Origin of the sequence: Xanthomarina maritima (assembly GCF_008084905.1) — a bacterium.
Taxonomy (GTDB): domain Bacteria; phylum Bacteroidota; class Bacteroidia; order Flavobacteriales; family Flavobacteriaceae; genus Xanthomarina; species Xanthomarina maritima.
In genome coordinates, this window is record NZ_VSFC01000012.1 from 63,785 (window position 1) to 88,504 (window position 24,720).

The 24,720-nt window shown below is 29.9% G+C and carries 25 protein-coding genes; 16 read left to right on the forward strand and 9 right to left on the reverse strand.

Annotation, left to right across the window (positions count from 1 at the left end; genetic code table 11):
* Positions 1–619 precede the first annotated feature (619 nt).
* Positions 620–1,426 carry a hypothetical protein gene (locus tag FVF61_RS01820; RefSeq protein WP_148452647.1) on the forward strand — a complete coding sequence of 269 codons (807 nt, stop codon included), beginning with the start codon at positions 620–622 and terminating at the stop codon, positions 1,424–1,426.
* Positions 1,427–1,490: 64 nt separating this feature from the next.
* Here FVF61_RS01820 and FVF61_RS01825 read toward each other — a convergent pair whose 3' ends face one another.
* Entirely contained in the window at positions 1,491–1,895 is a 405-nt protein-coding gene (locus FVF61_RS01825) for a DUF4268 domain-containing protein (protein ID WP_317131651.1), read from the reverse strand.
* Positions 1,896–2,142: 247 nt separating this feature from the next.
* Between FVF61_RS01825 and FVF61_RS14130 the strand changes: the two genes are divergently transcribed.
* A complete protein-coding gene (locus FVF61_RS14130) occupies positions 2,143–2,307 on the forward strand; it encodes a hypothetical protein (protein ID WP_158635170.1) in 165 nt (54 codons plus the stop codon).
* Positions 2,308–2,370: 63 nt separating this feature from the next.
* Entirely contained in the window at positions 2,371–2,604 is a 234-nt protein-coding gene (locus tag FVF61_RS01830) for a hypothetical protein (protein ID WP_148452649.1), read from the forward strand.
* A gap of 65 nt (positions 2,605–2,669) precedes the next feature.
* On the opposite strand, the gene FVF61_RS01835 is transcribed toward FVF61_RS01830, so the two are convergent.
* Positions 2,670–3,710, reverse strand: a complete 1,041-nt coding sequence (locus FVF61_RS01835; protein WP_148452651.1) for a GMP reductase — start codon at positions 3,708–3,710, stop codon at positions 2,670–2,672.
* A 183-nt stretch (positions 3,711–3,893) separates the two neighbouring features.
* On the opposite strand from FVF61_RS01835, the gene FVF61_RS01840 reads away from it, so the two are divergent.
* The gene (locus tag FVF61_RS01840) at positions 3,894–6,263 is read left to right on the forward strand and encodes a S9 family peptidase (protein WP_148452653.1); all 2,370 of its coding nucleotides are present in this window, start codon (positions 3,894–3,896) and stop codon (positions 6,261–6,263) included.
* Between the two features lie 17 nt (positions 6,264–6,280).
* Positions 6,281–6,829, forward strand: coding sequence for a class I SAM-dependent methyltransferase (locus tag FVF61_RS01845; protein WP_148452655.1), 549 nt, complete (start codon positions 6,281–6,283; stop codon positions 6,827–6,829).
* Between the two features lie 2 nt (positions 6,830–6,831).
* Here FVF61_RS01845 and FVF61_RS01850 read toward each other — a convergent pair whose 3' ends face one another.
* Both FVF61_RS01850 and FVF61_RS01855 read right to left on the reverse strand, forming a co-directional pair.
* Positions 6,832–7,212, reverse strand: coding sequence for a RidA family protein (locus FVF61_RS01850; RefSeq protein ID WP_148452657.1), 381 nt, complete (start codon positions 7,210–7,212; stop codon positions 6,832–6,834).
* A gap of 23 nt (positions 7,213–7,235) precedes the next feature.
* On the reverse strand, positions 7,236–9,986 hold the full coding sequence (locus tag FVF61_RS01855; protein WP_148452659.1) for a putative LPS assembly protein LptD: 2,751 nt from the start codon (positions 9,984–9,986) through the stop codon (positions 7,236–7,238).
* A 109-nt stretch (positions 9,987–10,095) separates the two neighbouring features.
* Here FVF61_RS01855 and FVF61_RS01860 point away from each other — a divergent pair, with 109 nt between their 5' ends.
* The 7 genes from FVF61_RS01860 to FVF61_RS01890 are packed head-to-tail and all read left to right on the forward strand — an operon-like array spanning position 10,096 to position 15,768.
* Positions 10,096–11,214: an N-acetylmuramoyl-L-alanine amidase family protein gene (locus FVF61_RS01860; protein WP_148452661.1), complete on the forward strand. Its 1,119-nt coding sequence runs from the start codon at positions 10,096–10,098 to the stop codon at positions 11,212–11,214.
* Positions 11,215–11,269: 55 nt separating this feature from the next.
* Positions 11,270–12,199, forward strand: coding sequence for an MlaD family protein (locus FVF61_RS01865; protein WP_148452663.1), 930 nt, complete (start codon positions 11,270–11,272; stop codon positions 12,197–12,199).
* 15 nt (positions 12,200–12,214) lie between these two features.
* Entirely contained in the window at positions 12,215–13,528 is a 1,314-nt protein-coding gene (locus FVF61_RS01870; protein ID WP_148452665.1) for a (Fe-S)-binding protein, read from the forward strand.
* On the forward strand, positions 13,521–13,961 hold the full coding sequence (locus FVF61_RS01875) for a hypothetical protein (RefSeq protein WP_148452668.1): 441 nt from the start codon (positions 13,521–13,523) through the stop codon (positions 13,959–13,961). The genes FVF61_RS01870 and FVF61_RS01875 overlap by 8 nt, the downstream gene beginning before the upstream one ends.
* A 37-nt stretch (positions 13,962–13,998) precedes the next feature.
* Positions 13,999–14,445: an LNS2 domain-containing protein gene (locus FVF61_RS01880; protein WP_148452670.1), complete on the forward strand. Its 447-nt coding sequence runs from the start codon at positions 13,999–14,001 to the stop codon at positions 14,443–14,445.
* A gap of 44 nt (positions 14,446–14,489) precedes the next feature.
* The gene (locus FVF61_RS01885) at positions 14,490–15,281 is read left to right on the forward strand and encodes a (Fe-S)-binding protein (RefSeq protein WP_148452672.1); all 792 of its coding nucleotides are present in this window, start codon (positions 14,490–14,492) and stop codon (positions 15,279–15,281) included.
* 1 nt (position 15,282) lies between these two features.
* Positions 15,283–15,768, forward strand: coding sequence for an ABC transporter ATPase (locus FVF61_RS01890; protein ID WP_148452674.1), 486 nt, complete (start codon positions 15,283–15,285; stop codon positions 15,766–15,768).
* Positions 15,769–15,826: 58 nt separating this feature from the next.
* Here the strand turns inward: FVF61_RS01890 and FVF61_RS01895 are convergent, their stop codons facing one another.
* Positions 15,827–16,225 (reverse strand): helix-turn-helix domain-containing protein, encoded by a 399-nt coding sequence (locus FVF61_RS01895; RefSeq protein WP_148452676.1) that lies wholly within the window; start codon positions 16,223–16,225, stop codon positions 15,827–15,829.
* A gap of 301 nt (positions 16,226–16,526) precedes the next feature.
* Between FVF61_RS01895 and FVF61_RS01900 the strand changes: the two genes are divergently transcribed.
* The 3 genes from FVF61_RS01900 (at position 16,527) to FVF61_RS01910 (ending at position 18,819) form a co-directional block, all read left to right on the forward strand.
* Positions 16,527–17,693 (forward strand): M14 family zinc carboxypeptidase, encoded by a 1,167-nt coding sequence (locus tag FVF61_RS01900; protein WP_148452678.1) that lies wholly within the window; start codon positions 16,527–16,529, stop codon positions 17,691–17,693.
* A gap of 65 nt (positions 17,694–17,758) precedes the next feature.
* Positions 17,759–18,238: an Lrp/AsnC family transcriptional regulator gene (locus FVF61_RS01905; RefSeq protein ID WP_148452680.1), complete on the forward strand. Its 480-nt coding sequence runs from the start codon at positions 17,759–17,761 to the stop codon at positions 18,236–18,238.
* Between the two features lie 65 nt (positions 18,239–18,303).
* Positions 18,304–18,819 (forward strand): DinB family protein, encoded by a 516-nt coding sequence (locus FVF61_RS01910; RefSeq protein WP_148452682.1) that lies wholly within the window; start codon positions 18,304–18,306, stop codon positions 18,817–18,819.
* A gap of 2 nt (positions 18,820–18,821) precedes the next feature.
* On the opposite strand, the gene FVF61_RS01915 is transcribed toward FVF61_RS01910, so the two are convergent.
* Together FVF61_RS01915 and aroB are read right to left on the reverse strand one after the other, a co-directional pair.
* Positions 18,822–19,124 carry a hypothetical protein gene (locus FVF61_RS01915; protein WP_148452684.1) on the reverse strand — a complete coding sequence of 101 codons (303 nt, stop codon included), beginning with the start codon at positions 19,122–19,124 and terminating at the stop codon, positions 18,822–18,824.
* 83 nt (positions 19,125–19,207) lie between these two features.
* On the reverse strand, positions 19,208–20,275 hold the full coding sequence (gene aroB / locus FVF61_RS01920) for a 3-dehydroquinate synthase (protein ID WP_148452686.1): 1,068 nt from the start codon (positions 20,273–20,275) through the stop codon (positions 19,208–19,210).
* Between the two features lie 93 nt (positions 20,276–20,368).
* Between aroB and FVF61_RS01925 the strand changes: the two genes are divergently transcribed.
* Positions 20,369–21,541: a proline dehydrogenase family protein gene (locus tag FVF61_RS01925; protein WP_148452688.1), complete on the forward strand. Its 1,173-nt coding sequence runs from the start codon at positions 20,369–20,371 to the stop codon at positions 21,539–21,541.
* A 1-nt stretch (position 21,542) separates the two neighbouring features.
* On the opposite strand, the gene FVF61_RS01930 is transcribed toward FVF61_RS01925, so the two are convergent.
* The gene (locus FVF61_RS01930; RefSeq protein WP_148452690.1) at positions 21,543–23,897 is read right to left on the reverse strand and encodes a GumC family protein; all 2,355 of its coding nucleotides are present in this window, start codon (positions 23,895–23,897) and stop codon (positions 21,543–21,545) included.
* Between the two features lie 22 nt (positions 23,898–23,919).
* Positions 23,920–24,711 carry a polysaccharide biosynthesis/export family protein gene (locus FVF61_RS01935; RefSeq protein WP_148452692.1) on the reverse strand — a complete coding sequence of 264 codons (792 nt, stop codon included), beginning with the start codon at positions 24,709–24,711 and terminating at the stop codon, positions 23,920–23,922.
* Between the last annotated feature and the right edge of the window lie 9 nt (positions 24,712–24,720).

Sequence of the window (24,720 nt, forward strand, 5' to 3'; positions counted from 1 at the left end):
TTAAAAAAGGGTTGCTATTGCCCTTTCCACAATTAATCCGTGTTATTGCTTTTGTAAATACATCACCTAGTTGAAAAACAGGACTAGGAGATGTCACTTTAAATCAGTTTTTATTCTAGCTAATAAAGATTGAGGGCAATTTGGAGCAGGTTGGAATCTTCAAATACCAACAGCATCAAACCATGAATTAGGTTCACCTCAATGGCAAATGTATTAGATTTTGGTAAACTTTTTTTCTATCAGTGGTAATGATAAATATGGGGCATCTGCTTATGTCGTCCTACAATCCGAATGGCAAATAGATTATAACTGGTAAAATAGGCATTCCAATAGATTTTAGAGTAGGTTGCTTATGGAATGGTAAATTAAAATATAATGCCTATAGAGAACCAGAAATAATGGCTTATAGGTCTGATAATTATATGAGAAATCTGTATAATTTTGGAATTCGTTTTGGTTTCTGTTGGTATTTACCAATGAAACGTTTATTCAAAAAAAAAATTAGAAGTTAAAAGTTTGTTAATATTTTTTTTGCGTAATTTGTAAGACCAAAAAGATCTATTTTAGATGGTTATATCGAAATAGAAATTTAATCAATCGCTAATTAACAAAACAAATTATGAAAAAATCATTATTTATCGGTGCTACCTTGTTATGTTTTATAACAGGTTTTGCACAAGAAACAAAACCTGAAGACAAAACAGACAATGCTGCAGCAGCTGCCCAATCTAATAATCCATTGGCAAATATGACGGCATTTGTTTTTCAAAATTATTATATGCCTAAATTGAATGAAGCTCCTGTGGATTCGTATCAAAATTCAAGTTGGCTTAGATTTGCAAAACCTATTTCTGATGGAAAACAATTATTGAGAGCCTCGCTTCCTATTACAACACTTGGCATGCCTACAGCTAATGATGAAATAGAAACAACAAGTGGTTTAGGTGATTTGAATGTTTTTTATTCGTTTAATTTTGTATCCAAACCTACCATTACAGTAGGTATAGGACCTAATTTAACTATTCCTACTGCAACATCAAGTGAATTAGGAACAGGAAAATGGCAAGGTGGTTTAGCATTGGTAGCATTTGTTGCAAAATCTCCCGTTTTTCAATATGGAGCATTGCTAACATGGCAACATTCGTTTGCAGGAGATGAAGATCGTAATCAAACTAATAATGGTGCCATTCAACCTTTCTACTTTTGGCAGTTAGGAAAAGGAACCTATTTAAGAGGAGCGCCTATTTGGTACATGGATTTTGAAAATAGGGCTTATTCATTTCCAATAGCTTTAGGGATTGGAAAAATTGTAAAAGTGGATAAAAATATGTTTAATTTATTCGTAGAGCCTCAATATTCTGTTTGGACTCGAGGGACACAACCACAGTTTCAATTAATGATGGGAATTATATTTGATCTTTTATAAGATTAAAATAAAGAAAATATAAGTAAGAATAGTTTTACTTAAAAACTATTCTTACTTATATTAGTTAAATGTAAAATTGAGTTTTTAAAAACAACTTGCTTAATAAAATCTTCGTAAGTTTCATAAAATTCTTCAAACTGGTGCATTGCATCTTTAAAGAAGCTATAAACGTTTTCCACGTATTTTTATTGTGAATATTAAACTCACCATTGTATTTTACATAAATACGTTGAAATATTTTCCCTGTTTCTAACATATAAACTTCGTCAAAAATAACATCAAGTAAAAAGTCTTCAATTAAAATATCTTTTAATTCCAAAACTTGCTCAGAAAGTAATTCATTTTTGGTTCTATAAGTAGATTTAATATCTAGACAAACTAAAGCTTGTTTATTATCTGCCTCAATTTTAAAGTTGAAATCTTTAATTTTTGTATTATAAAACCCATTTTCGTGAAAATGATTTTCCAAAACTGGTTCAAAATTCTTTTCTAAGTTTTACAGATTCTTCCTTACTATACATTGTTTTGGATTCATAGTTTAATGATTAATGGATGTGGTGATTTGCAATTTAAAATTGTATTAAATACCCATGAATGGTTTCAGATGTTCCTAAATTTTTAATTAATTCAGCTTCATAAACCAATAAAGCTTGACATTTTTCATAAACTTCATTTCTATTGCCAAAATTTCTAGCAAAGTTTAAAAATAAGGTGTAATGAATGCCTTCTTATCTTTTAATGTTATTTCTAAAGCAAATGTAACTGTTGGTATTGGACCCTTTTTAACGGCTCCAACAGCTACTGAAACTGAAACTGGAGCTAGCAAATGGCAAGCAGGTTTCGCGTTCGTTGATTTCATTGTAAAATCAGAAGTTTTTTAGGTTTGAGGATTAGTTACTTGGCAAGCTTCTTTTGTAGGTCAAAAAGATAGACTAAATACAAATATGGCTGCTCTTCAACCATTTTATTTCAGGCAACTTGGAAAAGGTACTTATTTAAAAGGAATTCTTATTTGGGTTCTAGATTTTAAGAAAGTTGGTTACTCTATACCATTAGCGCTTGGTATTGGTAAAGTGGTTAAATTAGGGTCTATGGTTTTTAATTTATACGTAGATCCACAATATTCTATTTATGTTAAAGGTGTACAGCCTGTTTTTCAGGTTGTTTACTGGTATTAATTTACAGTTTATGAAATAAAAACATTTTCAATAAAAACATATCAGGGAACTGAAGTTCCCTTTTTTTATTCCGTATAAACTCTATTCTCCTGTTCAGCAACACGAATAAAAGTTGTACGTTTAGTTAATTCTTTTAGACGTTGTGCGCCAACATAAGTGCAGGTGCTTCTTAAACCTCCTAAAATATCTTGAAGGGTGTTTTCAACATCACCTTTATAGGGAACTTCTACCGTTTTACCTTCACTGGCTCTATATTCAGCAACACCTCCAACATGTATATCCATAGCCGTTGTAGAACTCATACCGTAAAACTGTTTGAAAGTTTTACCTTCTCTTTGTATGGTTTCACCGCCACTTTCATTATGTCCAGCAAACATACCACCAAGCATCACAAAATCGGCTCCTGCACCAAAAGCTTTTGCTACATCGCCAGGAGTTGAACATCCACCATCGCTAATAATTTGCCCACCCAATCCATGAGCTGCATCGGCACATTCTATAATAGCTGATAGCTGTGGATAGCCAACACCAGTTTTAATACGAGTGGTACAAACAGAACCTGGACCTATGCCAACTTTAATAATATCTGCTCCAGCAAGAAGCAATTCTTCAACCATTTCGCCTGTAACCACATTACCAGCAATAATCGTTTTGTTAGGATATTGTTCTCTGGTACGTTTTACAAAATTTACGAAATGTTCAGAATAGCCATTAGCAACATCAATGCAAATAAATTTTAATTCTGGATGTGATTCAAAAATATCTTTTAATTTTTCTGAGTCCTGTTTTCCGGTTCCAGTACTTATAGCAATATAATTTTCAATTTTCTCTGGTGCTTTATCCAGAAAAGCATGCCATTCTGAAAGGGTATAATGTTTATGGATAGCAGTAAAAATGTTATGCTTAGATAAAGCTAAAGCCATTTTAAAAGTGCCAACTGTATCCATATTTGCAGCCATGATTGGAATACCATGCCAAGGTAAATCGCTATTTAAAAAGGTGAAATTTCTTTCTAAATTAACCTGAGATCTGCTTTTTAAGGTAGATCGTTTAGGTCTTATCATCACATCTTTAAAGCCTAATTTAATATCTTGTTCTATACGCATGTTTGGAACGTTTTGAGTTACTATCAAAAATACAAGTTCTTAGAAAATCCATTATGATATTTTTAAAATATAAAGTACGTTTTATTAACAATTGTTTATAGAAACTAGACTTTTAAATGATAGTTTTGGTTTGAATTTTCTAACAGGAAAGAGTACCTTCGATTTTTAAACAATTTCAAGGTTATGTATAAATCAATTTTGCTTTTTAGCTTCATTTTAGTGTGTCTTTCTAGTATGGCACAAAATAATAATATTTCAGATTTAACAATTAAAGAAATTATGAAAGGAGATGATTTTATCGGTCATTTATCTTCAAATGTAAGTTGGTCATGTAATTCTGATATGATTTATTTTGAATGGAATCCTGAAACAGCTTTGAACGATTCACTATATTCTTATAATCTGAAACAAGACAAGATTTCTAAAGTAGATTTTGAAACGGAATATCAATTACCTGCCTCAAATGTGATTTTTAATAAAGATAAAAGCAAAAAAATATATAGTAAACATGGCGACATATTTTTAGTTGATGTTGAAACAAATTCAACAACTCAAATTACTAAAACATTAGAATATGAAGGAAGTCTACATTTTACTGAGAATGATTCTGAGATTGCTTATGTAAAGAAGAAGAATGTTTTTACATGGAATTTAATTTCAGGAACTACATCACAAATCACTAACTTTTTAGATAAAGAAGAAAAAGAAAAAGTTAGAAGCGAAAAAGACGAATGGATTTATAACGATCAATTAGAACTTTTTGAATTTTTAAAAGAACGAAAAGAAAAAAAGGATAAACACGACACTTTAATGACTCGCTTTGAGACTAAAAAACCATTAAAAATTTATTTAGATGACAAATCTGTTTCAAATCAACAAATTAGTCCAGATGGAAAATATGTTACTTACTTAACTGTAAAACGTCCTGAAAACAAAAAGACCATTATGCCACATTATGTTACGGAATCTGGTTACACTGAAGATGAAAACACACGTTCTAAAGTAGGAGATGTTCTTCCTGAATATGTTTTGTATGTTTATGATATTGCTAACAGAAAATCTTATCCAGTAATTTTAGATAACTTAGAAGGTCTAGATTATATTCCAGAGTACACCAAAGATTATCCAGATAAACCTTATAAAAATGATAATAGAATAGGCTATATTTCTGGTCCAAATTGGAGTTCTGATGGTAAATATGCCGTTTTAGATATTATTGCAAATGATTATAAAGACCGTTGGATTGTATTATTAAATATAGAAAAAGGAACTATAGAAAATCTTGATCATCAACATGATGAAGCTTGGATTGCAGGTCCAGGAATAGGAGGTTATGGTGGAGGTTCTTTGGGTTGGATGCCAGATAACAAGTCTATTTGGTACATGTCTGAGAAAACAGGTTACTCGCATATATATACAATGAATGTGAGGACAAAGCAAGTTAAAGCCCTTACAGAAGGAGCATTTGAAATATACCATCCACAGATTTCTAAAAATCAAAAACATTGGTATTTTATTGCAAATAAAAATCATCCAGGTGACCGTCAGTTTTATAGTATGCCTATACATGGAGGAAAATTCACTGCTCTAACAAATAAAATAGGTAAAAATGATGTCACGCTTTCACCAGACGAAACGCAAATGGCTATTTTGTATTCTTATTCAAACAAACCTACAGAATTGTATGTGCAAGAAAATCCGATGTTTGCTTCAAAAGAAGCAACACCAAAACAAATAACACATTCTACTACAACAGCTTTTAACGACTATTCTTGGAAAGATCCCGAAATAATCACTTTTAAAGCTGACGATGGTGCCAAAGTTCATGCCAGATTATATCAGCCAAAAGCAGAAGTAAAAAATAAAGCAGCCATTATTTTTGTTCATGGAGCTGGTTATTTGCAAAATGCACACAAGTGGTGGAGTAGCTACTATCGTGAATATATGTTCCATAATTTATTGGTAGATAATGGCTATACGGTTTTAGATATTGATTATCGTGGAAGTGCAGGATATGGAAGAGATTGGCGAACAGGAATTTATAGACATATGGGAGGAAAAGACTTATCAGATCAAGTTGATGGGGTAGAATATTTAGTAAGTGAATATGGAATAGATAAAGACAAAATAGGGATTTATGGAGGCTCGTATGGAGGTTTTATAACGCTCATGGCCATGTTTAACGAAGCCGAAACTTTTAAAGCAGGAGCTGCAATTCGGTCTGTTGGAGATTGGGCTGCTTATAATCATGGTTATACTGCCAGAATTTTAAATACTCCTGTTACAGATAGTATTGCTTATAAAAGAAGTTCTCCTATTTATTTTGCTGATGGTTTAGAAGGAGATTTATTGATACTACATGGAATGATAGACGATAATGTTCATTTTCAAGATATGGTTCGCTTGTCTCAGCGTTTAATTGAATTAGGTAAGGAGAATTGGGAAATGGCTATTTACCCTTTAGAGCGTCATGGCTTTGTGGAGCCTAGTAGCTGGACAGACGAATATCTTAGAATCTATAAGCTTTTTCAAGAAAGTTTATTAGAAGATTAATAGTTGAAAAGTACAAAATGAAAGCATTAGACAGATATTTACAAAATGTTCGTATAAAAAAAGCTAAAAAGTTTATAAGGAATAATGATGCTATTCTAGATATCGGCAGTGTAGATGGCGTGATGTTTGAAAAATGGAAAGGCGATATAAACTATAGTTATGGAATCGATCCTGTTTTAAAAAAAGAAATTATAACAGACAGATATGCTTTGATACCAGGAAAGTTCCCTGATGATCTACCAGATAATATTAGTTTTGATGTAATTACCATGCTTGCTGTTTTAGAGCATATTCCAACGGAAGTTCAAGAAAACATGTCTAGAGATTTTTATAAAATACTTAATAGTAGAGGTAGAGTAATAATTACAGTACCATCTCCTCAAGTAGATTATATTTTAAAGGTTTTACTAAAACTAAAACTAATTGATGGTATGAGTTTGGATGAACATTATGGGTTTAAACCATGTGATACTGAGAGAATATTTTCAAGAGGTTTTAAACTTATTAAAAAGAAAAAGTTTCAATTTGGTCTAAACAACTTATATGTATTTGAAAAAGTAGATTAAACTTACTTTGTAGCCATCATACTAATCTCAACATTTACAAATTTAGGCAAGTTAGCAACTTCAACAGTTTCACGTGCAGGTGCAGTTTCTTCATTAAAATAAGTAGCATAAACTTCATTTATTTTTGAAAAATTGTTCATATCACTTATAAAAATGGTGGTTTTAAATACATTTTCAAAAGTCAAATCTGCAGCTTTTAAAACAGCTTTTAAGTTTTCCATAACTTGCTTTGTCTCTGTTTTTATATCATCTAAAACTAATTCCATAGTTTCTGGATTTAAAGAAATTTGTCCAGAAGTGTATAAAATATTATTAACTAATACTGCTTGGTTGTATGGACCAATTGGAGCAGGAGCTTGAGGTGTATTGATTATTTTTTTCATAAGATTAAATGGTTATAATGAATCTATAATTGCTTGTCAGGCTGTCTACGTTTGTCGTATTTAAGGTCTTTAAGTAAATTAGATTTAATTCCAATAAAGAAATTCCAAGAAGCTCTATCACTAAAAGGAATCCAGTTAAAACTCATTCTCCAGCTTAATAAATCTCTTTCAAAACGAAGAGAAGTATAGGTAAACCCTTTGTTCTTAAAATCGTAACCAGAAGAGGCTCCGACTTTCCAACGTGGTGAAATTTCTACATCTCCAGAAAACATTAAAGAATGGGAAGAAATTTCGTTTTCACGTCTAGCGTTTGAATAATTTACTGCATAAGCTAAACGTAAACTCCATGGAATGATATTGGTATATAAATCACTAGGTGTATCCTCTTCTTCATCATCTGCATAAAAACTTGAATCAGCATAATCTTGAGATCTACCAAATAAGTCATCAGCTCGACCACCACTTCTTAAAGTTTCTTCATAACTTTCTTCTGTTTCTCCACCAGTGAAAAAGGTGGTGTTAGAAAGGGTGTAATTCATGGTTACATTAGCGCTAGTTAATCTGAATAAGCTTCCTCCATTATCAATATTCCACATGTCAACTACGCTATTATTGTTATCTAATGCATAAGGATTTAAGGTTGCACCAAAGTTTACAGACATCTTATCTTTAAGTAGTTGCGTACTTCCAGTAATTCTAAGAGGACTCCAGTTTAAAGAATCTGCAGCGATGTCATATCCTGTATTGAAATTTAGATTGTCTAATAATTTAATTTTTCTAGGTTCGGTTTTAGTTGAATCCTTTTCACGAACTTTCATTTCAATATTATTTCCTAGAGAAAGTCCGATAGTGTTAGAATAATTTTTATTGGGAGATCCAAAAACGGAACCTTCAAATTTAGAATATTCAACTTCTTCGGTAGTTAAACCATCTGCACTAACAACTTCATAAGTATCATAATATTGGTCGAATGAAGGGTTGATAGTATAACTTATAGAAGGTCTCATAACATGTCTTAAAGCTTTTATATTTTTGTCTTCACCTTCTTTTTCAAAGTTAAACATTCCATATAATGTGGTGCCTAAACTAGCATTAAAATTATATGTTCTATAAGCTGCAAAACCATTGTTTTCGGTTACTATTACATCATCAGTTATTTCATCATACTGTTTGCTTATTGTCTTGAAAGTCCAAGTTTCATTATAGTTTGTGCCAGCACTTAGGCTTAAGTATTTAAAAACTTTAAAGTTTGTTGTTAAAGGAATGCTTTGGTTAATGCCATTTTGTGCATCATCCCACATTTCTTTTTTAAAGAAAAGAGAATCTGTTGTCTGGATTCTATTTTCAGCCCTAATATTATATTGAAAATTTAAATTTTCAATAATTCCTTTTTTAGTTCCTACTTTTGGTTCGAAAGGGAAAATTCTACTAACACTAGCCTGAATTGTTGGCAAGGTCATACTTATTTGTTCTGTATTGGTATTTTGCGAATGTGTAGCAGCAACACTCATATTTACTTGTGGTTCTCCTTGAAATGTTTTAGAATATGAAACAGAAGAAGCCATGGTATTATTTAAAAAACTTGGAGCATTTACTTGATTTATAGTTTCTTGGTAATATTTACTGCTTCCTAAATTTACAGATGCAGAAAACCTAGAATTTGGACTAGCTTTTCCATCTTGACTATGTGACCAACGAATATTATAAATAGTAGATTTAGAATAATCAGGAAAACCACGTTCACTACTTATTAGGTTTTCGTATCTAAATCCTAAATTTCCAGAAAATTTATAGCGAACAGCATAGTTACTTTCAAATCGTAATCCATAACTACCATTCGTATAATAATCGCCTAATACGGCTAAATCTATATAATCGCTAATTGCAAAGTAATAACCTCCATTTTGTAAAAAATAACCTCTACTACTTTGTTCACCAAAACTAGGAATAATAACTCCAGAAGTTTGTTTTTTAGTTAATGGAAAGAATCCAAATGGTAAGCCAATAGGAGTTGGAACATCTGCAACAACCATATTTGTTAAGCCTACAACAATTTTTTTATTAGGCACTAATTTTATTTTATTAGCTTGAAAGTAATATTCAGGATTTTCTATATTTTTTGAAGTGGTAAAACGTCCTTTATATAGAAAAACAACGGAATCATTCTCCTTTTTTGTTATAGGAGCATAAATTTGCATGCCTTGTTGTTCTGTTTTCGAATTAAATATTAGAGCTTTTTCAGTTTCAAAATTAAAACGAATGGAGTCAGGTTCAACCAAATTGTCACCTTGTTTAAAAGATGGTTGTTGCGTGTAATTTCCAAGTGAATCTTTTATTCTTCCAGCATAAACCTCATTTTTATTATAATCTATAACTATAATTCCAGCTTTAAGTTCCATATCTTCGTAGTATACCTCTGCTTGATTATATAAATATAGTTTTTGCTCTTTATTGTTGAATGATTGATAATCAGTAGCTTTGTAAGACACAACTCCAGTCAAAAATTCAGGTTTTGGTTTTACAGAATCTTGCAAAGTAGAATCTTGACCAGCCTCTGAAAGTTCTAATTTTTCAAGATCATTTATGTTAACTGAAATGGAATCGTTGCTTTTTTTAGGTGAAATTTTATCGTCAGAATTTGGGATATCTTGAGCGAAGCCAAAAGTGTTGATAAACACTGTAAAACTTAAGGCAAAAAGTATGTAAAAGTTGTTTGTACGCAACGCTTTTAAATGTATTTTTGTAAAAGTATGGCTCGGTTTTTGAATTGCCAAAATTACATATATTTTTTGTGATTAATTTAATATTCACGAAAATTCGGAAATTAAACTTGAACTCAACTATTTTAGGTAATAAACCTGCCCAAAACCTGTTATTATAAATATGAAAACGAATTCGTTATTACTTTTCTTATCCATTGCATTTGTTTTAACCTTTACAGATTATGCAACTCTTTATGCTCAAGAAGATTCAAATAAATTTATAGTAGTTTTAGATGCTGGTCATGGAGGTAAAGATCCAGGTAAACCATCTAAAGAAGGTTATAAAGAAAAAGACATAGCACTTAAAATTGTTTTAGAAGTAGGAAAAGAATTAGAAAAAGATCCAAATATTAAAGTTGTATATACAAGAACTAAAGACGTATTTGTTGATTTGTTTGTTAGAGGAAAAATTGCAAACGAAGCAAAAGCAGATTTATTTGTTTCTGTTCATTGTAACGCACATAACACACAAGCTTATGGTTCTGAAACATACGTTTTAGGAATCCATAGAAACGATACGAATTTTAATGTTGCAAAAGCTGAAAACGAAGTTATCTATTTAGAAGATGATTACGAAAAAAACTACGAAGGTTTTAATCCAAATTCCCCAGGTTCTTTTATTGGATTAACATTAATGCAAGAAGAATATTTAGATCAAAGTATTTTATTAGCAAGCTTGGTTCAAAAGAATTTTACAAACGCGTTAAAACGTAAGGATAGAGGGGTTAAGCAAGCTGGATTTATAGTATTACATCAAACAATTATGCCAAGTATTCTTGTTGAAACTGGATTTATTACTAACAAAGAGGAAGGAGCTTATTTAAATTCTAATAAAGGACAACTTGAAATGTCTACTGCTATTAAAAATGCCATTTTAGAATATAAAAATTCCATTTATCAGAATGTAGATGATTTTGTTTATAAGGAATTAGAAACAAAAATGACTGCAGCATCAGAGCCTGATGAAATTTATAATAACATTGTTTTTAAGGTTCAAATAGCTGCAAGTTCTAAAGAGATTGATTTAAAACCATACAACTTTAAAGGCTTGGAAGACGTGTCTAGAGAAAAAATAAATGGATTGTATAAGTATTATTATGGTTATACGTCTAATTATACTAAAATAAAAGATTTTCAAACGTACGCAAAATCAAGAGGTTATGGAACTAGTTTTATAGTTGCGTTTAAAGAAGGTAAAAGTATTCCTCTAGAAGAAGCCTTAAAATCAACAGCAAATTAGAGTCATTCTTTATAAATTTATTTCTAATTTTGTTTAGTAACTTAATAAAATTAATTTGAAACTATCTAGAGAAGTCAAAACAGCTATATTAGTCATTCTTGGAATTGTATTTTTATTTTTTGGAATCAATTATTTAAAAGGTAAAAATTTACTGGATTCTTCAAAAACATTTTATACAGAATTTGACTATAATGCATTAACTACAGCATCTCCTGTTACTATTAAAGGTAATAATGTTGGGAAAATAAATAAGATTCATTATGTATCAAAAACTGGAAAAACCAGAGTTTCTTTTACGGTTGATGATGATTTAAGTTTTTCTAAAAACAGTAAAATAAGACTTTATGAGCTTGGCATTATGGAAGGAAATGGGTTAGCAATCATTCCAGCTGAAGACAATCAATATGCTAAAGATGGTGATATTCTACAATCTGAAGTTGAACAAGGCTTAATTAAAAGTTTAACCAGTAATTTTTCTGGTTTAAGTACAGGTTTAGATAGCACTTTAAAATCAGCAGATTCACTATTAATAAATTTAAATGGTTTGGTTGAAGATGAATCTGAAGACGGATTAAAACATGCCATTAAAGAACTTAATGAAACTTTGTCATCATTTAAAACATTATCAGGATCTTTCAACACGTTAATTGCTCAAAATCAAGACAGTTTAACAGCAGTTATTAGCAATTTTAATTCAGTTAGTAAAAATTTAGCAATTTTATCAGAAGATTTAAAAGAGGTTGAAATATCTAAAACTATAAACACATTAGATGAAACATTGCAAAATGTCAACTCTTTATTGGCAGATTTAGACAAAGGAGAAGGTTCTATAGGAAAATTGCTTAAAGATGATGAGTTGTATAATAATCTTGAAGCTGCATCTAAAGAATTAGAAGAATTATTAGAAGATGTTAAACTGCATCCTAAACGATATTTTAGAATCCTTTCAAAAAAGGAAATTCCTTACGAAGAAACTGAAAACTAAAAATTACCAACTAACATGAATTATATTCCTAACATATTATTTGCTATAGCACTTTTTGTAGGTCTTGGATATTTTGCAAAAAATGTAAAAAAGCTCATTAGAAACATTAAACTAGGGCAAGATGTAGATGTTAGCGATAACAAAAGTCAACGTTGGAAAAACATGACAAGAATTGCATTAGGTCAAGGTAAAATGGTTAAAAGACCTATTGCTGGTATTTTGCATATAATTGTTTATATAGGCTTTATTATTATCAATTTAGAAGTACTTGAAATTATTATTGACGGTTTATTTGGTACGCATCGTATATTTTTAGAAGTATTACCACAATCTGTATATGGTTTTTTAATTGGAAGTTTTGAGATTTTAGCAGCTTTAGTATTTATATCAGTTATAGTTTTCTGGATTAGAAGAAACATAATAAAAATTCAACGTTTTTGGAATAGTGAAATGACCAGTTGGCCAAAAAATGATGCAAACTACATTCTATATTTTGAAATGGTACTGATGACACTTTTCTTAGTTATGAATGCTACAGATATTGATTTTCAGGCAATGAATTCAGGAAATGTTATCAGTCAATTTATTGCTCCTTGGTTTAGTGGTTTACCAGAAACAACTATTCATATTATAGAGCGTTCAGCTTGGTGGCTTCATATAATTGGGATTTTAATTTTCTTAAACTATCTATATTTCTCAAAGCATTTACACATTCTTTTAGCATTTCCAAATACCTATTATGGAAAAGTAAAACCAAAAGGTCAATTAAATAATCCGGAAGCTGTTACTAAAGAGGTGAAAATGATGATGGATCCAAACGTTGATCCATTTGCAGCTCCAGCAGAAGGAGCTGATGCCGAAATGCCTGCAAAATTTGGAGCTTCAGATGTTCAGGATTTAAGTTGGGTACAATTATTAAATGCTTATACATGTACAGAATGTGGACGTTGTACTAGCGAATGTCCAGCAAATTTAACTGGTAAAAAACTATCTCCAAGAAAAATCATGATGGATACTAGAGACAGGCTGGAAGAAGTTGGCAAAAATATTGATGCAAATAATGGTGAATTTAAAGATGATGGCAAGCAGTTATTAGGCGATTATATTTTACCTGAAGAGCTTTGGGCTTGTACTACTTGTAATGCATGTGTAGAAGCTTGCCCAGTAAGCATTGATCCATTGTCTATTATTATTGAAATGAGACGTTATTTGGTTATGGAACAAAGTGCAGCTCCAGTTGAACTTAATAATATGATGACAAATATTGAAAATAATGGAGCACCATGGCCATACAACCAAATGGATAGATTGAATTGGAAAGATGAATAAATTAAGATTGCCTCAAATTATGAAAGATTTAAAAATAGTAATAATAATCCTTTTTGGATTTGCAATACTTTTATCATGTTCAAATGACGATGAAAATTCTGAAAATGATATAATAATTGGTAAATGGGTTCCTATTGCGAGATATGAATCTAATCAACAAATTGAATTATCATTATGCGATCCATTCTTTTATACTGAATATTATAAAGACCATACTGTAATAAGCAATAGGATTGAAACAACTCAATTTCCAGATGAATGTGGAATGACTATTTCAGAATTAGGTATTGTCTGGGAGAATTTGGGAAATAGAAAGTATAAAATTAGACATATAGACGAACAAGGAACTGTGTTTACTATTTATAAGGAAGCCAGTAATCTAGTCATAGAAAGTCCAGATAATATAACTAAAACGGTTTTAGAACCATATTAATAAGATTAAAAAACAATTGCATTTGCAGGAAATGAATATGAAAAGAGAAGACGCAGACAAACTATTACATGAAAAAGTAGAAGCAGGAGAAAAAATAAGTCCTATTTTACCTAAAGGAGTTAAAAACTATTTGATAGATATAGATGGTACAATTACAGACGATATTCCAAATGAAGAGCCAGAAAGAATGGCAACTTGTTTGCCTTATCCAGATGCTTTAGCTACATGTAATAAATGGTATGAAAAAGGGCATTTAATTTGTTTTTTTACATCTAGAACTGAAGATCATAGAGTAGTAACAACTAATTGGTTAAATAGGCATGGGTTTAAATTTCATAGTTTATTAATGGGTAAACCAAGAGGAGGAAACTACCATTGGATAGATAATCATCTAGTGAAAGCAACAAGATATAAAGGGAAATTTACAGATTTAGTAGATAAAAAAGTAACCATTCAAGTATTTGATGATGGTCAACATGAATAAACTATAAATTCGATTTTGATAGAATTTTTAAAAAGTACGCAATTATGAGCGAACAATTAAAAGTGCCAACCATGGCACAATGTATGGCAGAAGGCAGACAACCAGAAGTGTTATTTTGGGTTGGATCTGCTGGAAGTTTTGACGATAGAGCAAAAAAAATAACTAAAGCTTTTGTAAAGATTCTAAATAAAGCAAATGTCGATTTTGCAGTTTTAGGCACAGAAGAGAGTTGTACAGGAGATGTGGCAAAACGTGCTGGAAATGAGTTTTTGTTTCAAATGCAAGCCGTAATGAATATTGAAGTGTTAAATGGTTATGAAGTAAAACGAATTGTTACTGCTTGTCCTCATTCATATAATACTTTAAAAAATGAATATCCTCAACTAGGTGGTAACTACCAAGTACAGCATCATACAGAGTTTATTGATGAGTTAATGAAAGCTGGGAAATTAAAGATAGAAGGCTCAACTCAATTAAAAGGGAAGCGTATTACATTTCATGACCCATGTTATTTAGGTCGTGCAAACGATGTTTACGAAGCTCCTAGAAAATTATTGCAGTCTTTAGGAATAGAATTAGTTGAAATGAAACGCAATAGAAACTCGGCATTATGTTGTGGAGCAGGAGGAGCACAAATGTTTAAAGAGCCGGAAAAGGGAAATATGGATATTAACGTTTTAAGAACAGAAGAAGCTTTACAAACTAATCCAAATGTTATTGCAACAGGTTGTCCTTACTGCAATACTATGATGACGGATGGTGTAAAAGCCAAAGAAAAGGAAGATAGTATTCAAGTTATGGATATAGCTGAATTAATTGCAAATTCTCAAAATTAATATGTTAGTAGATTTTAACACCTTACCAGAAGAATCTCGAGTTTGGATTTATCAATGTAATAGATCTTTTTCAGATGAAGAAATTAAAGAAATAGAATCTAAAATAGAAATATTTATTGAAAACTGGACAGCTCATGGAAGCGATTTACAAGCTGGTTATAAAATAGTTTACAAGCGCTTTATTGTTATTGGGTTAAATCAAAAACAAAACATAGCTACTGGCTGCTCAATAGATGCTTCAGTGCATTTTATTCAGCAATTAGAGAAAGAATATCAGGTTGATTTATTGGATAAAATGAATGTTTCTTATAAACAAGGAGACTTTATAGCTTATAAGACATTAACAGATTTTAGGAAAATGGCTAAAGATAGAGCAGTTTCCAAGAATACAATTGTATTTAATAATTTAGTTGTAAACATAGCAGATTTTAATGAAAACTGGGAAGTTCCTGCAAGTGATAGTTGGCACAGCCGATTTTTAAATTAAAATTTCCTGAAATAAGACAATTACACGAAGCTTGAATTTTAATTCAAGCTTTTTTGTTTTAAAACTCTTCAAAATTTTTAAAACTACCATCAGTATAGAAAATAATTATTCGTTCTATACTTTTTTCTTTAGAACTGATTTTTTCAGTTTGATTTATTACTGAGATTGATTGAGGTGCTTTTTCTTCTTTTATTTTATTATTAGATGTAATTTCAATTTTAGATTTTTCTTCAGTTGGAAATTTCCCTTTCCCATTTAATAACCAATACAATTCAACTTCAGGAAAAGAGGAGAGTACTTTTAGTACAAAATCTAAACTTGGTTTATTTCTTCCAGACAGAATATGTGAAATACTAGAACGTTGTACACCAATTTTTTCAGCGAAAGAAGAGGCGCTTTCGTTGTAATAATCGATGACTTTTTGAAGTCTTTTTGCAAAATCTTCGTTGTTTATCATTGTAAACTATAAATAGGTTAATTTGTATTTACAAATGTAACAAATTTATTCATATCGTTTATAAACTAACTTACAAACATGCAAATAGAATATAAATATAACTTTAAATAAAGTGGTTTAAATATCTGATAAATAGCACTTAAAAGTAAATATATGTTTATTGTTAAATTTTAGCAAGTCAAATATCAATTTTTAATAAGAAAAGCATCGGCTTTGTTTATCAATGTAAACAAGATTGTATATAAACATAGTTTACAATTGTAAATTGTTAATTGTTTACATTTGTATCAAACAATTTTTAATGACTTCAGAAGATTTAAAAAAACTGTATAATTCTCATAAAGAATTTGAACTGAAAAACAGGTATATTCATAATGCACATATACTTCCTTTGCTTGAAAAGTTAAAAGACTTTTTTGAAATTAAACATATCGGATTATCAGTTTTAGAAGAGCCTATTCACTCTATTAAAATCGGAACTGGTCCTAAAAAAATATTCATGTGGTCTCAAATGCATGGTAACGAAAGCACAACCACTAAAGCTGTATTTGATATTTGTAATGTATTTGCAAATGAGTCTAGTGAAATAATTCAGGAAATACTTATTAATTGCACGATACTTATTATTCCTATTCTAAATCCTGATGGAGCAAAAAACTATACAAGACATAATGCGAACGATATTGATTTAAATAGAGATGCTAAAAACTTATCTCAGCCTGAAAGCAAGGTTTTGCGAGGTTTGTTTAATAGTTTTAAGCCTGACTTTTGTTTTAATTTACATGGACAACGTACCATTTTTGGTGTAGGAGCTATAAATAATTCGGCAACAGTATCGTTTTTGTCTCCAGCTCAAGACAAAGATTGTACAATAACAGATACTCGAAAAAAGGCGATGGAAGTTATTTCTGTCATGAATGAGTTCTTGCAAGCACAAATTCCTAATCAAATAGGTATTTATGACGATTCTTTTAATGATAACTGTGTTGGAGATACATTTCAGTCTTTAAATTGTCCAACTATTTTATTTGAAGCTGGTCACTATAAAAACGATTATAATAGAGAGATAACTAGGTTTTACATATTTGAAGCTATGTTGTTGAGTTTAGATTATATATCTAAAAACAATGTGTCAGGAGATTTTTATAAGGCATATTTAAATATTCCAGAGAATAGTAAAAGTTTCCTCGACATTATTATTAGGCAAGCTAAGATGGAGTCTAATGGGAATATTAATATTGTAGATGTCGGAGTTCAATATGCAGAATTATTAAAAGATAATGTTATAGAATTTATCCCAAAAATTGAAAAAATTGGAGATTTAAGTCACTTGTTTGCTCACAATAATATTATTGCAGATTCTAAGGAGTTTTCACTACAAGATGATGAGGTAATAGAAGAAGGTATTGTTGTTGAAACAGTTTTTATAAATAATATTAAATATTCATTAAAATTAACAAAAGCTTAAATTATATAAGAGAATATTCAATAATATTGTATTATTTTTGCCTATTATTTAATTAAAAATTCAAAATGGGTAAATTTAAGCTTGATGACGTAGATCATCAAATTCTAGATATGTTAATTGATAACACACGTGTTCCTTTTACAGATATTGCTAAAAGTTTAAGTATTTCAGCAGGAACGGTTCATGTAAGAGTAAAAAAAATGGAAGAAGGAGGTATTATAAAAGGGTCTTCTTTAACATTAGACTATAAGAAATTAGGATACTCTTTTATTGCGTATGTTGGAATATTTCTTCAGAACACATCGCAAACCAAGTTTGTTTTAGAGAGAATTAACAATATTCCATTTGTAACTGTAGCTCATATTACAACAGGGAAGTTTAATATTTTTTGTAAAATTAGAGCAAAGAACACAGAGCATGCTAAAGATATCATCTTTATGTTAGACGATATAGAAGGTGTTTATAGAACTGAAACTATGATTTCTTTGGAAGAGAGTATCAACGATAAAAAACGTTTGATGCATTCTATTTTTAACGAAATGTAAACTTATAATTAAATTTTAAAACCTCTTTTTTATTAAAGAGGTTTTTTGTTTTTAAAACAAACTTTATGAAAGCTTTTCAAATATTAGAATCAGAATATGCAGATTATTATGCTAATTATATAAAAAAAGCTGGAAATCAAGATATTATTTCTGGGTTGGAATCTAGTTTAAATAACACCATGTCTTTTTTTAAATCTATTCCTGAAGAAAAACTTGAATTTAGATATGAAATAGGTAAATGGACTATAAAGGATATTATTCAACATTTAATTGATGCAGAACGTGTGTTTGCATATAGAGCCTTACGGTTTGCAAGAAAGGATAATACACCATTACCTGGGTTTGAAGAAAATGACTATACTATTGCTGCAAATGCTAACAAAAGGAGTAGAGAAGAACTTTTAAAAGAATATCAGGCAGTTAGAGAGTCAACTATCATGTTATTTAAGAATTTTGATGAAGACACTCTAAAACTAGTAGGAATTGCAAGTAACAGTAATATGTCTGTACGTGCAATAGGATTTGTAATTATTGGACATGAAACACATCATTGCGATGTGATAAAATCTCGTTATTTGTAAAGCTATTCTTCTTCGTCTTTAAAAGTTTCTTCTTTAATGTCGTCGTTAATAACAACATGTCCTAAATCATCAACTTCAACTTCTTCTACACTTTCAAAATTAGTCATAGTGTAATGCAGTTTGCTACTAACTTTAACTAGATAGATACTGTCTTTGGTGCGTACTTCAACAGCATCAATAATTTCATTGTTATGATTTTCGAACGTAATAACGTCATCATCGTCATAACCATCTGGAAATTTATCGGTTAATAACTTAAGAAGTTTAGGTGTAAGTTTTTTGTAATCTACAATAACTCTTTTCATTACTAAAGGATTTTATATTAATAAATAGCATTTACCTTTTACTCTAGCAATTTTTATAAAGTTACAAATTATTTATATGATTGTTAAGAATTATAATAATTGAATGACTCAACTATTAGATTATTTTCTACCTGACAGTTTATTTTTGTATCTCCAATCTGCTTTAACAACACAAAATTGATTTTTCCATGCTCATTTTTTTTGTCAAATTTTAAAAGCTCAATGATAGGAGTATAATCTACTTCAAGAACTTTTGGTTGGCCAAAAACATGTAGAATAGTCTCTTTAATTTGGCTGCATTCTGCTTTTGAAAAACCAGTTAATTTTGTTGAAATATAAGTAGCTAAAATCATCCCAATTGCAATAGCTTCTCCATGTAACAGAGGTGTTTTAGAGGTGTTACTTAAATAATAAGATTCAATAGCATGTCCAAGTGTATGTCCATAATTTAGTGTCTTTCTAAGGTTGTTTTCAAATGGATCTTGTTCAACAATAGTTTTTTTAATTTCAATAGACTCATAAATTAATTCGTCTAGTTTTTTAGTATCAAGTTCCTTGTCTAAATGAAATTTATTCCAATACTCCTTACTGTAAATTAATCCATGTTTTAGCATTTCTGCTAAACCGGAACGTATTTGATTTTCTGGTAATGTACTAAGAAAGGAAGTGTCTACTAAAACCATTTTACCAGGATTTACAACTCCTATTTGATTTTTTAAATGACCAAGATCCACTCCATTTTTTCCTCCAATAGAAGCATCTACCATGGCTAATAGAGTAGTTGGAACATTAATATAATCTATACCACGTTTAAATGTTGAAGCAACAAAACCTCCTAAGTCTGTAATAACACCACCACCAAGATTAATTAAAAGACTTTTTCTGTCTGCATTTAATTCCGAAAGAGCGTTCCAGACTCCAGAACAGGTTTCTATGTTTTTATTAATTTCACCAGATTCAATTTCAATAATTTCTATATCTAATTCGGTTTCTAGATTACTTAAAAACTTAGGCAAACAACAATCATGCGTATTTTCATCGACAAGTATAAATATTTTTGAATAATTATATTTTGTTAGATGCTTGTTTATGGCTGGGTAACATTCTGTGTTTAAGAAGATTGTGTAATCTTTTGTATTAATTGATTTCATGCTGTTTTCTAGTAAAATAAAGTGTGAAAATTAGCAGATTTTTTTATAAAAAAGTAGAGATACTATAATTATATTTGTATATAATTTTTTGAAATGCCTAAAGACCGATTTTTTGATAATACTGAAATTGCCTTTTCATTAAAAAGTAATTCAGAACTTAATAGAGCTTATTTATTATTTAAAATGATTTCTTACGAGCCCCTTGTAAAGGTAGGAAAGAGTTTAAGTAATTTTGCCATTAAAGCAAACCTTCCTGTAGATAGTGTTATTAGAGCAACGGTTTTTGACCATTTTTGTGGTGGAATAAACGAGAAAGATTGCTTGCCTGTTATTGATGCTATGTATGAAAAAGGAGTTAGCTCTGTTTTAGATTTTTCTGTTGAAGGGAAAGAGGACGAATCTTTTTTTGATGCAGCTATGGAGAAAACACTTGAAATTATTAATTTTTCAGAAAACAATGAAGCTATGCCTATAGCTGTATTTAAACCTACTGGTTTTGGTAAGCCAAGTTTATATACAAAAAAAAGTGAAGGGAAATCTTTTACTGCAGATGAACAAGTACAGTGGAATAGAGTAGTAGCAAGGTATGATAGAGTTTGTAAACTAGCTAAAGAAAAAGATGTAGAGTTGTTGATTGATGCAGAAGAAAGCTGGATGCAAGAAGCTGTAGATGATTTAGTGACCGAAATGATGCAAAAGTATAATACTGAAAAAGCTATTGTCTATAACACGTTACAGATGTATCGACATGATAGAATGGCCTTTTTAAAAGAACAATATAGGCATGCTAAGGAAAATGTATATTTTTTAGGTTATAAAATTGTTCGAGGAGCATATATGGAAAAGGAAAACGAGCGTGCTTTGAAAAAAGGTTATCCAACTCCAATATGTGAAAGTAAGGCAGCTACAGATGATAATTTTAATGCTTCAGCACAATATATTTTAGATCATTTAGATATCATATCACTTTTTGCAGGCACACATAATGAAGCTAGTAGTTATTTAATTTTGGACTTAATGGAAGAAAAAGGAATATCTAAAAGTGATAATCGTGTGTGGTTTGGACAGCTTTATGGCATGAGTGACCATATTAGTTTTAATTTGGCTAATCTTGGTTATAATGTAGCTAAATATGTGCCTTTTGGACCAGTAAAAGATGTGTTGCCTTATTTGATTCGTAGAGCTGAAGAAAATACTTCGGTTGCTGGACAAACAGGAAGAGAGCTTATGTTGTTGACAAAAGAAAAAGCAAGAAGAAAAAGTTAAGTTAAGAAAATCTCCACCATTTCTTTTTGTGTGGATTAGTGCCATAGCCATAGCCATAACCATATCCTTTTTTATGGTCAACACTATTAAGTAGAATGGTCATATTGGGTAATCTTTTTTCTTTATGCATACGTTCAGCAAGTTCCAATTGATTTTTAGTAATATAATTGGCTTTAGCAACAAATATAAATAAGTCTGCATACTTGCTAATTAATAAAGTGTCTGTTACAAGTCCTACTGCAGCAGTATCAACAATTATATAGTCGTATTTGTTAGAAACATTCTCAAATAACTCTGCTACACGTGCATTCATTAATAATTCTGCAGGATTTGGAGGAATGGTTCCAGATGGAATGACATCTAATAATTCGTTTTCTTTATACTTAAAAATAACCTCATTTAAAGTGGTTTTAGAGTTTCCAATATAATTAGTTAACCCAATATCATTATTTATATTTAAATAGCTAGTTGCTTTAGGAACTCTAATATCAGTTTCAATAATCAATACTTTTTTATCTGAATAAGATAAAGATAATGCCAAATTAATAGCTGTATGAGATTTCCCCTCTTTGCTTGTTGTTGAAGTTACAAATATGACTTTAGCTCTGTTTTCAATATTTTGAAGCATGAAATCTAAATTTGTTCTCACCATTCTGAAGGCTTCAGCTTTTGGACAATAATCTACTTTAGAAATTAATAGTTTGTTTTTTGAGGATTTTGGAATATCTCCTATAAAAGGAATAGAAACAATATTTTTAACATCGTTTATATTATGAACCTTATCGTCTAATAAATCCATTAGGTAAATAATTCCAATTGGGATACTTAAACCAAGAATTAATGCAGCTAATATAATAATAGGTTTTTTTGGAGAAACAGGCATTCCAGAAGCATAAGCTCTATCTACTATTTTTGCATTGGGAGAAGAAACACCATGTGTAATTGCAGCTTCTTCTCTTTTTTCTAATAAGTATAAGTATAAAGCTTCTTTAATGTCTTGCTGCCTTTTAATGTCTCTAAATTGTCTTTGTTTTTTTGGCGCAGAATAAATTTGCGAACTAATTCTATTACTTTCTTTAACTAAATTATTATAAGTGATTTCATTAGTTGCTTTGATACTATTTAAACTTTGTGATAAATTATTTTTAAGTTGATTAATTTGATTGTTTAAGTTAACTACGGTAGGGTTTATTTCGCTTGAATTTTTTAAAAGTCTAATTTTTTCTAATACTAATTCATTGTATTGTTTTGTTAATTGTGTAACCGAGTTATCAGAAATTCCAATGTTAGTAGGAAGTAATTCATTACTAGAATCATTTTCAGTAAGGTGCTGATTCATGTAATCTATTAATTGAATTTGATTAGCTGTAGCAATTAATTTAGATTCATTTTCTTTTTCATTTTGTAAAGAAAGTGATGATTGTGTCGCTAAATCAGTCAATTTGTTCGATTTTTGAAGAGATTCTGCTGTAAGATCTACATCACCTAATTCAGCAGATACGACTTTAAGTCGATTATTGATAAAATCTGAAGTTGCATCTACTACAAGTTGTTTATCATTTTGAACATCTATATTATACTTTTCTATAAGTTTGTCTATAAAAAGACTAGCTTTTATTTTAACATTATCATTTATGGTAAGTTTTAAGATATTAGACATTTCTTGATGCTCTATGAGTAGTTTTTTCTTATAATTAGAAACAACAGCAGCTAATGGAGATATTTTAATTTTAATATTTGAACCAATTTTGGTTGTAGATTCTCCAATTCTAGGTGTAATAATAATTTCTCCAAAACTTGTAGATATATTTTCTCCAAATGCATATATTAAATTTTCATCATCTAACTCTGTATCATCTTCATTAGAGAAGGAGTTTGTTTCATTGAAAGAAATACCTTTTAAGATGAAATTGTGTGCAGACTTAATGCGAATATTTAAAGTAGTATCTATTTGATGTATTATAGAATCTGATGCGTTAATTGTTATATTTAGAGGAGGGTTTTTGTACTCTTCACGCGCTTTTATTCGACCTTCAACAAAATATTGAATATTAAATTTAAGTTCTTTAATTACTTCTTCAATAATGGTTCTAGATTTTATTACTTCAATTTCATCTAAAACATTATTATTATCCGTTTTAAAAAGACCATAGTTTTGTAAAGTAGATATTTCTGGAAGTTTACTATTTGATTTTTCGTCTTTAATTTTAATTTTAGCAGTAGCTTGATACTGATAATTTGCGTAACGTATGTAAAAAAAAGCACAAATAATAGCTGTTATCATACAAACAACTATAAACTTCCACTTAAGTAAATATGGGGAAATTATATTCTTGAAATCGACTTTTTGATTCATATACTGCGTTTGTCAACTATTATTATTTAACTAAAATAGCTGCAATAGTTGCTAAAGTTCCTACTGCAGAAATAATTACTATATAATTTTGATTATAAGAAGCTGATCTAATTTTGGCTGCATTAGGTTCAACATAAATTACATCATTTTGCTCTAAATAAAAATTAGGTGAATTTACTACGTTTATAGATGTTAAATCAAATTTTGTAAATCTTTTTACTCCATCTTGTTCTCTTATTAAAAAAACATTATCTCTTTTACCATGAATAGTTAAATCGCCAGCAAGACCTAATGCTTCTAAAAGTGAAATTCTTTCATCATCTTCAATGGTATATGTGCCAGGTTCGTTTACTTCTCCTAAAACAGTAAGCGTAAAATTAGTTAGCCTAATATTAACAATTGGGTTTGTTACATATTCAGAAATTCTTTCTTTTAAATATAAGGTTAATTGCGCTCTAGTTAATCCTTCTACTTTAATTGTTCCTAAAACAGGAAAGTCAATATTTCCTTGGTCATCTACAAAATAAGATTGCATTTTTAAACTACCCTGTACATTTAGTGATTTATTACTATTAGCAATTACAGGTAGATTAAAAGGTTCAACTGTTGCTGGATCTAATGCAGAAACATTAATTGTAAGCAAATCATTAGGCTTGTATTTAATATCAAAATTAATTTCAGTAGCATTTAAGCTGCTAAGTGGTTCATCTTGAAAGTATATAATTTCTTTACTTGAAGTGCAAGATGATAAAAAAGTAATGATTGTAATCAATAATACCTTTTTAAGAATTGTTTTAATTAAACTTACTTTCATGCTTAAATC

What these genes read in the sequence shown, in the direction of transcription:
- FVF61_RS01860 (WP_148452661.1), top strand. Translation starts at nt 10,096, where the DNA reads ATGAAAACGAATTCGTTATTACTTTTCTTATCCATTGCATTTGTTTTA.
- FVF61_RS01895 (WP_148452676.1), bottom strand. Translation starts at nt 16,225, where the DNA reads ATGATAAACAACGAAGATTTTGCAAAAAGACTTCAAAAAGTCATCGAT.
- FVF61_RS01870 (WP_148452665.1), top strand. Translation starts at nt 12,215, where the DNA reads ATGAATTATATTCCTAACATATTATTTGCTATAGCACTTTTTGTAGGT.
- FVF61_RS01830 (WP_148452649.1), top strand. Translation starts at nt 2,371, where the DNA reads ATGGCTGCTCTTCAACCATTTTATTTCAGGCAACTTGGAAAAGGTACT.
- FVF61_RS01845 (WP_148452655.1), top strand. Translation starts at nt 6,281, where the DNA reads ATGAAAGCATTAGACAGATATTTACAAAATGTTCGTATAAAAAAAGCT.
- FVF61_RS01875 (WP_148452668.1), top strand. Translation starts at nt 13,521, where the DNA reads ATGAATAAATTAAGATTGCCTCAAATTATGAAAGATTTAAAAATAGTA.
- FVF61_RS01890 (WP_148452674.1), top strand. Translation starts at nt 15,283, where the DNA reads ATGTTAGTAGATTTTAACACCTTACCAGAAGAATCTCGAGTTTGGATT.
- FVF61_RS14130 (WP_158635170.1), top strand. Translation starts at nt 2,143, where the DNA reads ATGAATGCCTTCTTATCTTTTAATGTTATTTCTAAAGCAAATGTAACT.
- FVF61_RS01835 (WP_148452651.1), bottom strand. Translation starts at nt 3,710, where the DNA reads ATGCGTATAGAACAAGATATTAAATTAGGCTTTAAAGATGTGATGATA.
- FVF61_RS01885 (WP_148452672.1), top strand. Translation starts at nt 14,490, where the DNA reads ATGAGCGAACAATTAAAAGTGCCAACCATGGCACAATGTATGGCAGAA.
- FVF61_RS01935 (WP_148452692.1), bottom strand. Translation starts at nt 24,711, where the DNA reads ATGAAAGTAAGTTTAATTAAAACAATTCTTAAAAAGGTATTATTGATT.
- FVF61_RS01910 (WP_148452682.1), top strand. Translation starts at nt 18,304, where the DNA reads ATGAAAGCTTTTCAAATATTAGAATCAGAATATGCAGATTATTATGCT.
- aroB (WP_148452686.1), bottom strand. Translation starts at nt 20,275, where the DNA reads ATGAAATCAATTAATACAAAAGATTACACAATCTTCTTAAACACAGAA.
- FVF61_RS01915 (WP_148452684.1), bottom strand. Translation starts at nt 19,124, where the DNA reads ATGAAAAGAGTTATTGTAGATTACAAAAAACTTACACCTAAACTTCTT.
- FVF61_RS01880 (WP_148452670.1), top strand. Translation starts at nt 13,999, where the DNA reads ATGAAAAGAGAAGACGCAGACAAACTATTACATGAAAAAGTAGAAGCA.
- FVF61_RS01925 (WP_148452688.1), top strand. Translation starts at nt 20,369, where the DNA reads ATGCCTAAAGACCGATTTTTTGATAATACTGAAATTGCCTTTTCATTA.
- FVF61_RS01840 (WP_148452653.1), top strand. Translation starts at nt 3,894, where the DNA reads ATGTATAAATCAATTTTGCTTTTTAGCTTCATTTTAGTGTGTCTTTCT.
- FVF61_RS01850 (WP_148452657.1), bottom strand. Translation starts at nt 7,212, where the DNA reads ATGAAAAAAATAATCAATACACCTCAAGCTCCTGCTCCAATTGGTCCA.
- FVF61_RS01900 (WP_148452678.1), top strand. Translation starts at nt 16,527, where the DNA reads ATGACTTCAGAAGATTTAAAAAAACTGTATAATTCTCATAAAGAATTT.
- FVF61_RS01930 (WP_148452690.1), bottom strand. Translation starts at nt 23,897, where the DNA reads ATGAATCAAAAAGTCGATTTCAAGAATATAATTTCCCCATATTTACTT.
- FVF61_RS01905 (WP_148452680.1), top strand. Translation starts at nt 17,759, where the DNA reads ATGGGTAAATTTAAGCTTGATGACGTAGATCATCAAATTCTAGATATG.
- FVF61_RS01820 (WP_148452647.1), top strand. Translation starts at nt 620, where the DNA reads ATGAAAAAATCATTATTTATCGGTGCTACCTTGTTATGTTTTATAACA.